The organism is Bifidobacterium sp. UBA744 (genome assembly GCA_002298605.1).
GTDB lineage: Bacteria > Actinomycetota > Actinomycetes > Actinomycetales > Bifidobacteriaceae > Bifidobacterium.
In genome coordinates this window covers 61,250-69,980 of record DBKS01000063.1, presented here as the reverse complement: position 1 = coordinate 69,980, position 8,731 = coordinate 61,250, and the positions used below count along the sequence as shown (strand labels likewise).

8 protein-coding genes are annotated in these 8,731 nt (G+C 62.9%); all 8 read left to right on the top strand.

Going from position 1 to position 8,731, the window contains the following annotated elements:
- On the top strand, positions 1-614 hold a 614-nt coding region (locus B2994_RS07370), incomplete at its 5' end, for an ABC transporter ATP-binding protein (protein WP_291527717.1).
- A gap of 165 nt (positions 615-779) precedes the next feature.
- Positions 780-1,640: an exodeoxyribonuclease III gene (locus B2994_RS07365; protein ID WP_291527716.1), complete on the top strand. Its 861-nt coding sequence runs from the start codon at positions 780-782 to the stop codon at positions 1,638-1,640.
- A 117-nt stretch (positions 1,641-1,757) separates the two neighbouring features.
- Positions 1,758-2,639 carry a DUF3710 domain-containing protein gene (locus B2994_RS07360; protein WP_291527715.1) on the top strand — a complete coding sequence of 294 codons (882 nt, stop codon included), beginning with the start codon at positions 1,758-1,760 and terminating at the stop codon, positions 2,637-2,639.
- A gap of 5 nt (positions 2,640-2,644) precedes the next feature.
- Positions 2,645-3,508 (top strand): DUF3159 domain-containing protein, encoded by an 864-nt coding sequence (locus B2994_RS07355; RefSeq protein ID WP_291527714.1) that lies wholly within the window; start codon positions 2,645-2,647, stop codon positions 3,506-3,508.
- Positions 3,505-4,779 carry a class I SAM-dependent RNA methyltransferase gene (locus B2994_RS07350; RefSeq protein ID WP_291527713.1) on the top strand — a complete coding sequence of 425 codons (1,275 nt, stop codon included), beginning with the start codon at positions 3,505-3,507 and terminating at the stop codon, positions 4,777-4,779. Before B2994_RS07355 ends, B2994_RS07350 begins: the two co-directional genes overlap by 4 nt.
- Positions 4,780-4,820: 41 nt before the next feature.
- Positions 4,821-5,384 (top strand): hypothetical protein, encoded by a 564-nt coding sequence (locus tag B2994_RS07345; RefSeq protein ID WP_291527712.1) that lies wholly within the window; start codon positions 4,821-4,823, stop codon positions 5,382-5,384.
- Between the two features lie 121 nt (positions 5,385-5,505).
- On the top strand, positions 5,506-8,082 hold the full coding sequence (locus B2994_RS07340; protein ID WP_291527711.1) for an HAD-IC family P-type ATPase: 2,577 nt from the start codon (positions 5,506-5,508) through the stop codon (positions 8,080-8,082).
- 71 nt (positions 8,083-8,153) lie between these two features.
- A partial coding sequence (locus tag B2994_RS07335; RefSeq protein ID WP_414630668.1) for an aconitase family protein occupies positions 8,154-8,731 on the top strand: 578 nt, incomplete at its 3' end.

Sequence of the window (8,731 nt, the reverse complement as noted above, 5' to 3'; positions counted from 1 at the left end):
TGGAGCCGACATCCGGCAAGATCACGTACGAAGGCCGTGACACTTCCGAATTCAACGCCAAGGACCTGCTGGACTTCCGCCGCCACGTGCAGCCGGTGTTCCAGAACCCCTATGGATCGCTTGACCCGATGTACTCCATCTACCGTTCGATCGAGGAGCCGCTGCGCATCCACAAGATCGGCGACAAGAAATGGCGCGCCAACCGCGTCAAGGAACTGCTCGACATGGTGGAGATGCCGTCGTCCGTGATGGGTCGCTATCCGAACGAGCTGTCCGGAGGCCAGCGTCAGCGCATCGCCATTGCGCGCGCCATGGCTTTGGAACCTGACGTGATCGTGTGCGACGAGGCCGTGTCGGCCCTGGATGTGCTGGTTCAGGATCAGGTGCTGCGTCTGCTCAACGATCTGCAGGCCGAAAAGGGACTGAGCTACCTGTTCATCACCCATGATCTGGCTGTGGTTCGTCAGATCGCCGATGAAGTGGTGGTGATGCAGCATGGCCGTCTGGTCGAGCATGCGACCACCGACGAGGTCTTCGATCATCCGCAGCGCCAGTACACCCGCGATCTGCTTGACGCCATCCCCGGCGGCAAGCTGAAGCTGGGTCTCGACTGAGCGGCGGTATAGCCTCGTATCTCACAGTGCATGATGATGTGGTCTCCGCCCGCGGTATTCCGCGGGCGGAGACCACATTGATATCAGGATGCTCGACGGCGGGAATTGCCCTCCGGCGCGGCACAGGACCATTGGACGACTGTCTGCAGTGGTAAGGTCGCTGTCATGACCATCACTATCACCACGTCCAACCTCAATGGCATCCGCGCCGCCAAACGCAAGGGCGTCGACGCATGGGTGCGTCAGCATACGCCCGACGTGTGGTGCATGCAGGAGGTGCGCGCCCCCCAGGAAGCAATCGATCCCATTTTCGACTATTTTGCCGATGCCTACGTCGCTACCGGGAAAACGACCACGACAGACGCATTGCATCGTCAGAATGAGGTCTGCCGCATCAAAGGGCGTGCCGGTGTGGGGCTGCTCACCGACCTGGATGTGGTGGACCGGCGATTCGGGTTGCCCGGACTCACCGAAGACGTGGATTCCGGCCGATGGATCGAAACCGACGTACGCACCCCGCAGGGATATGTGATCACGGTTGTCTGCGTGTATGTGCATGCGGGCGTCGCCGAGGACGAGGTCAAGATGGCCCAGAAGTTCCGGTTTCTCGACACCATGCTGCCTCGGCTGGGTGAGTTGCGCGACGAAGCTGCGAAAGGCGGACGCCAGGCGGTGCTCTGCGGCGATTTCAATATCGCGCATACGCCGTTGGACATCAAGAACGCCAAGGGCAATGCGGAGCATGCCGGCTTCCTGCCCGCTGAGCGCGCCTATGTCGATAAGTGGCTGGACGAGTATGAGTTCGTGGATGTGCTGCGCGACTTGGCCGGTGAGATCCAGGGGCCCTACACCTGGTGGAGCCAGCGCGGGCGGGCGTTCGACAACAACGTGGGCTGGCGCATCGACTACCAGTTCGCGACTCCGGAGCTGGCGCAGACGGCACGGGGGTTCGTGATCGACAAGGCCCCCAGCTATGACGCCAGATGGTCCGATCATGCACCGTTGACCATCACCTATGACGTGTGAGTCAAGTTCGGCCCGGTCCGGCTTCGTCTCGCCGTCCCGCCGCCGACGAGACGAAGCCGTCGTGCATGTTCAGGTGCTAGGCTAGGCAGGGTTGCAACCGTTACGAAATGAGGAACTATGGGATTGTTCGGATTCGGCAGGAAAAAGCATCACGACAAGGAGGATACCTCCGGCGTCGAGGATGTGGTAAGCGAGGATGGCAAGGACGCTGACAACGCCGCGCAGTCCGAAGGCTCCCAGTCCGAAGAGGCGGCCGGTGCCGCGGACGCCGGGAACGCCGCCGACGAGGGCGTCGTCTTCTCCGATCGTGGCGAGGCAAACGGTCCGTGGGATATCGAGGACGAGAACGTGCCGGACTATGACGACTATCTTGATATCGGTTCGTTGTTCCTGCCGATGATCCCGATGCAGTACGACAATGCCGGTCTGCGGCTGAAGGCCGACCGTGCTTCCGGGACGGTGCTTGGCGCCGTGATTACGGTGGGCAACTCCACACTGGAACTTGAGGCGTATGCCGCGCCGAAAACCATGGGGTTGTGGGACGACGTCCGTGCCGATCTGCTGGAGACCAACAGCGAGGCCAGCGAAATCGACGGCACCTTCGGCAAGGAGCTGCTGCTGCCCGTGCATCTGAAAAGCGGCACCGTGATGACCCGCATCGTCGGTGTGGACGGGCCGCGTTGGATGCTCCGCGGCATTTTCGCCGGCAAGGCGGCTCAGGACGGCGAAGAGCAGAAGGACGTGCTCGACAAGTACTTCACGCGCATTGTGGTGGCCCGTGGCGAGGAGCCGCTGGCCCCGCGCGACATGATCCCCATGCACGCGCCGATCACCCCGGCCCAGCGTCGCGCCATGGCCGAGGCCGAGGCCAACGGCGAGTCCGTCGACGCCGCTGCCACTGAGATTCCCGGCAAGCCGAAGGGCCCGCTGAGCTCCGACCACGAGACCGAGACCAAGACCACGCTGTCTCGCGGTCCGATGTTCTCCGAGGTCCGCTAAACGATATGGCGGACCAGCCCACGCGGAGCGACCGGACCGGTCAGTCCCGTCAATCCACCCCTACTATCCGGACCGAGCGGTGCACCCCGGCCGGCCGGCCGACGCCACGCGGCGGGCTTGCCTCGCTTGCCCGATCCGACGCCGAGGATTTTTCGGTCATCGAGGCGATAGGCGGTCCGAGAGGCATTGTCGAATCGCTGCTGCCCGGGCTGGTGTTCGTCGTGATGTTCATCATTACGTCGAATCTGCAGCTCACCGTGATCGTTTCGGCGGTGCTGGCCGGCCTGCAGGTGCTGGTGCGCCTGGCGCAGCGGCAGTCGGCTATGGGCGCGCTCTCCGGCCTGATTGCGGTCGGCATCTGCCTGGTCTGGGCGTGGAACAGCCACGAGGCGCGCAACTACTACACATTCGGGTTCATCACGAATGCGGTGTATCTGGTGGCGCTGTCCGTTTCAATGGCCGTACGCGTTCCCGGCGTTGGTTTGCTGGTGGAATTCATACGCACCCTGCCGACCGGACAGTTCGGTGCCTGGCTGGCTGATTGGAAGAACGATAGGCCGCTGTGGAGGGCCTATATGATCGTCACCGCCCTGTGGACGGGACTGTTCGGCGTGCGTCTGCTGGTGCAGGTGCCGTTGTATCTGGCTGATAACGTGGCGGCTCTGGGCATCACCAGACTGGTGATGGGAATCCCGTTCTGGGCGCTGGCGATTTGGGTGTCGTACCTCATTATCGCCACCCCGTTGCATCGGCACAAAGTCGCCTCCGCCGCCATCGCGGTCTCCGGCGCCGCAGCGGATGCAGATGCGTCGGAGGCCGGTCGCACTCATACATCTCATCATGACGTCGCTGGAAAGGACAACGCGTGATAGCGCAGGTTCGCATCGAACGATATGCCGATCAGGGCCGTTGCGTGGCGCATATCGACGGACGGGTGGTGTTCGTGCGCTTTGCGTTGCCGGGCGAGCTGGTACGCATCGCATTGGATGAGCCGTCTCGTCGCGACGACCGCTTCTGGACGGGCGAAGTCGTGGAGGTGTTGGAGTCGTCGGCGGATCGCTGCGATCCCGCTTGGCCGCTGGCCGGTCCGCTGGCCATGGGCGGGGGAGTGGGCGGCGCCGATCTGGTGCATGTCTCGCTGCCGGGACAGTTGGCCTGGAAGCGTGCCGTCGTCGAAGAGCAAATGCGTCGTCTTGGACATGTCGATATTGGCGTGCCGGTGGAGAGACTGACGGACGACGCGGAGTTGGGCGGTCTCAATTGGCGCACCCGCATCGAACTTATTGCCGATGAGGAGGGATTCGCCTCCATGCGTCGGAGGGGGTCGCATACCCGTGTCCGGTTGGACACCATGCCATTGGCCACTCGGGCACTGCTTGCCGTGGCCGATCGCGAGCATATCTGGGAGGGTGGCTTCGAACCGGGGGCGCAGATCCGTGTTGCGGTTCCGGAGCCTCGTGGCGACGTCGCGCGATCCGCCAACTACGCCGTGCTGGTGGATGGTGATCTCGTCGCGGGCAATCGTCGTCTGACCGAGCGTGTCGCCGTTGACGGGCGCGACTTCTCCTATGCCGTGGATGCCGGCGGGTTCTGGCAGATCCACCGCAATGCGCCCATGCGGCTGCCGGAATACGTGCTTGGTCTGGTGAAGGAATCCCTGAATGGCAAGGACAACGCCGTGCTGTGGGATTTGTATTCGGGTTCCGGGCTGTTCACGCTGCCCATGGCCACACTGTCTGCCTCCGACGCGAGAATGCTGACGGTCGAGGGCGCGCCGGGCGCCGTCAGGAACGCGCGGCGCAATATCGCCGCGGCTGGCTTGGAGGGCGTGGAAGCCCTTCAGGGCGATGTGGCGAAAACCTTGGTCCATCATGTGCCTGCCGACCTGTCCCGCCCCGATGTGGTGGTGCTTGATCCGCCGCGTGCCGGCGCGCGCGCGAAGGTGTGCCATCAGATCGCCCGGTCCCAGGCCCCGGCCGTCATCTACATCGCCTGCGATCCGACGAGTCTGGCGCGTGACACCGCCACCTTGGGACAACTCGGCTACGAGATCCGCTCGATCCGCGCGTTCGACATCTATCCCATGACCCACCACGTCGAGACAATCGCCCTGTTTGTCCGTTCCCGCTCAATGCGTTGAGAGAAGATGACGTGTCGTAGATGGTCCGCTACAATTCCCATGTGATGATCCGGAACCTCAAACGAATGACGGCGGTCGCCTTGTGCGCGACTGCGCTGGTGTCGATGACCGCCGGCTGCGTGCCGCAGGGCCTGGCCGTCGGCGATACACAGGCCACCGAGCCTGCCATCCAGCATGATGGGGTGGACGTTTCCGACGCGATTGTCATATACATCGGCTCCCAGGACACCTCCGTCGACCGCCCCATCGTGAACGCGCTGCAGTCGTCGGGCCTGGACACCGCGTACATGTCGATGGAGGGGCTGGATGCGCAGGCCGCGAATCGCGCCATCATCGACGCGACGAATCGCAACCTGTCGGCGGTGATGATCGGCCCCAATAATGTGAACCAGTGGACCGAGGGCCTGAAGACGGCCCGTGAAGCCGGCTATCCGGTGGTGCTGGTCGACCCCACTGATACCGTTACCGTGGACGAGACGCTGTATGCGGCGATCTTCCATGTGGTTGACGGTTCGGACGCTGCGGCCACATCGATTTTCGACGCGACGATCCAGATCATCGACGATCATGCCCATGACAAAACCATGGATGTCAAGTTGGGATGAATCATCGCAGCGCCCCGTCCTGATGGCTCCGGGGCGGTCATCGCAATATCCGCCCGATATCCGTCTAATATCCGTCCCGAGAATGAGCGCCGTTTCGACATTCCTCGACTAGTCTGGACGTATGAGTTCTTCGCCGACCGCAACCATATCCCTGCCCCACACTGTGCACCGGGGGCTGAGCTCCGCCGATGTGGCCCTCCGCGTGCAGAATGGCCAGGTCAACAGGGTGAGCGCCCAAACGTCCCGTTCGGTTGGCGAGATCGTGCGGTCCAACGTGTTCACGCTGTTCAATGGCATCATCGCGGCGGCCATGGTGATGGTGCTGGCCACCGGGTCATGGAAGGACGCGGTATTCGGCTTCGTGATCATCATCAACACCGGCATCGGCATCATTACCGAGTTGAGGGCGAAATACACGCTTGACAAGCTGTCGATTCTGGTGGCGTCGAACTTCATGGCGCGTCGCGACGGCGAGGATGTCAGCATTCGTCATGACGAGATCGTGCTCGGCGATCTGCTGTGGGTGCGTTCCGGCGACCAGGTGCCCGCCGACGCGCAGATTGTGGAGACATGGGGGCTGGAACTTGACGAGTCCATGTTGACCGGCGAGTCGCGTACCGTGCGCAAGGCGGAAGGCGATCAGATCTATTCGGGGTCGGTTGCGGTGTCGGGCTTGGCATTGGTGCGGGTGAACGCGGTGGGCGAGCACAGTTACGCGGCCACGCTGACCGCCCAGGCCAAGGTATACAAGAAAACCGTGTCCGATCTGACCGCCGGCATCAACACGATTCTGAGGTTCATGACCGTTGTGGTGGTGCCGCTGTGCGTGCTGCTGATCTGGTCGCAGATTCGTTCCGTCGGCGGTTGGAACCATGCGATCGACACCGGGGCGTGGCGGGACGCCGTGGTGTCCGCGGTTGCCGGCGTCGTGGGCATGATTCCCGAAGGCTTGGTGCTGCTCACCTCCCTGAATTTCGCGCTCGCCGCAATGAGGCTGGCGCGTCGGAACACCTTGGTGCAGGAACTGGAGTCGGTCGAGACGCTGGCTCGCGTGGACTGCCTGAATCTCGACAAAACCGGAACGATCACGGATGGCGGCATCGCATATGACCGACTGATTATGGTGCATGACGCGATGGCTCATGGCGCGGCTTCCCATGATTCGGCGGCGGCCGCCCGCCACGCGCCTGCGGGCGAGGTGTCCGAGCAGGCGGCCATACAGGCGCTGTTCGACTGCTGCAACGAGGAGAACCCCAACGGCACCGCCCAGGCAGTGCTCGCCGGCCTGGGCGAACGAGGGTGCGTGGCCGGCTCCGTGTCCGGGCGCATACCGTTCTCATCGGCGCGCAAATGGAGCGCCATAGCGTATGATGCGACGGCATCCACCGGCGACGATGCCACGGCGGCTAATCCGCCGGCCGGCATATGGATGATGGGTGCGCCCGAGGTGCTGCTGTCCGCATTGGATTGCGACGGGGGCGAGCTCCTCGACCAGGTGAACGGCTATGCGCTTGACGGCAACCGTGTGCTGCTGCTCGCCTATGCGCCGGACGGGGCCTTGCGGCCTGAGGAGCCGCATATCGATCCCCACGCCATTCCCGTGGCATTGGTGCTGTGCTCCGAGCATATCCGCCCCGACGCCGAGAAGACGCTTGCCTGGTTCCGCGAGCAAGGCGTGCGGGCCCGCATCATTTCCGGCGACAATCCCGTGACTGTGGGGGCCATCGCGCACAAAGTCAAACTCACCGGAGATCGGGAGCCCGTCGCCATGGACGCCCGCGATCTGCCCGATGATATCAATGAAATGGCGCGCACGCTCGAAAATGTCGATGTGCTCGGCCGCGTGCTGCCCGATCAGAAGAAGGCGATCGTCCAGGCGCTGCATGTGCAGGGCCATGTGGTGGCGATGACGGGTGACGGCGTGAACGATGCGCTCGCCATCAAGGAGGCGGATCTTGGCATTGCGATGGGCAATGCCGCGTCGGCAACCAAAGCCGTGGCGCAGGTGGTGCTGGTGGATTCGAAGTTCTCGCATCTGCCCGAGGTCGTGGCCCGGGGACGCCAGGTGATGGCGAATATGGAACGCGTCGCCAGCCTGTTCCTCGTGAAAACCGTGTATTCGGCGTTGATTTCGCTTGGCGTGGTGCTCACGCAGGTTCCCTATCCGTATCTGCCTCGTCACATCACCTATATCGGTGCGCTGACCATCGGCATCCCGGCCTTCGTGCTGGCCCTTGCCCCCAACACCCGTCGCTATCAGCCGGGCTTCCTGAAGCGCGTGGTTCATTTCGCGCTGCCGGGCGGCGTGGCCGTCGCCATTTCGGTGCTGCTGGCTGCCTGGACATTGCCGGGCATTATGGGGTGGAAGGTCGAAACCTCCGATGCGGACCTCATGTCGCTGCGAGCCACGTGCGCGATCATTCTGTTCATGCTGGGCGTGTTCGTGCTGGCCCGCGTCGCCCGACCTCTGAATGGTTGGCGTGGGGTGCTTGTGCTGCTCTTCGCCGCGGCCGGGGTGATCGGGGCGATGATCCCCGTTGTGCGCAATTTCTTCGCCTTGGTGATTCCCACCGGTCAGATGCTGGTCGCGACATCCATCGCGCTTGCCGGCTCGGTCGCGGTGTTTTTCCTGTGTCTGCTGATCGTGCCGCTCTGCTGGCGGATTATTGCATATGCCAATGCGACACGCCAGCATTGAACGTTACGCGGCGGACCCATCCATGCCGGATAATCGATACGTTATTCGTGTGTTTTGAGCTCGGAGGAAGCATGTCCTTACGCGACGACCAGTTGTCGACTCTTAAGGCCGGCGGCAAGGATCTCGATTACTACCGCATCGACAATCTGCCAGGCATCGACCATCTGCCGTATTCACTGAAGGTGCTGGTTGAAAATCTGGTGCGCAACATCGATGGGGCCAACATCACCGACGATCACGTCAAGGCCCTGCTCGACTGGGATCCTGCCGCACAGCCCAGCCATGAGATCCAGTTCACGCCGTCCCGAGTGGTGATGCAGGACTTCACCGGCGTGCCGTGCATCGTCGATCTCGCCACCATGCGCGATGCGGTGAAGGATCTGGGCGGGGACCCCGAAGTCATCAATCCCCAGGTCCAGTCCGATATGGTGATCGACCACTCCGTGCAGATCGACAAGTATGGTGTCGCCGACGCGTTGCAGCAGAACATGGACATCGAATACCGACGCAACGGCGAACGCTACCAATTCCTGCGCTGGGGGCAGCAGGCGTTCCGCAACTTCCGTGTGGTGCCGCCGGGGACGGGCATCATCCATCAGGTGAATATCGAATACCTGGCCAAAGTCGTGATGACCAAGGCCGAGGCGGA

Excerpts from the sequence above, each read along its gene's own strand:
- B2994_RS07365 (WP_291527716.1), top strand. The coding sequence starts at position 780 with ATGACCATCACTATCACCACGTCCAACCTCAATGGCATCCGCGCCGCC.
- B2994_RS07360 (WP_291527715.1), top strand. The coding sequence starts at position 1,758 with ATGGGATTGTTCGGATTCGGCAGGAAAAAGCATCACGACAAGGAGGAT.
- B2994_RS07355 (WP_291527714.1), top strand. The coding sequence starts at position 2,645 with ATGGCGGACCAGCCCACGCGGAGCGACCGGACCGGTCAGTCCCGTCAA.
- B2994_RS07340 (WP_291527711.1), top strand. The coding sequence starts at position 5,506 with ATGAGTTCTTCGCCGACCGCAACCATATCCCTGCCCCACACTGTGCAC.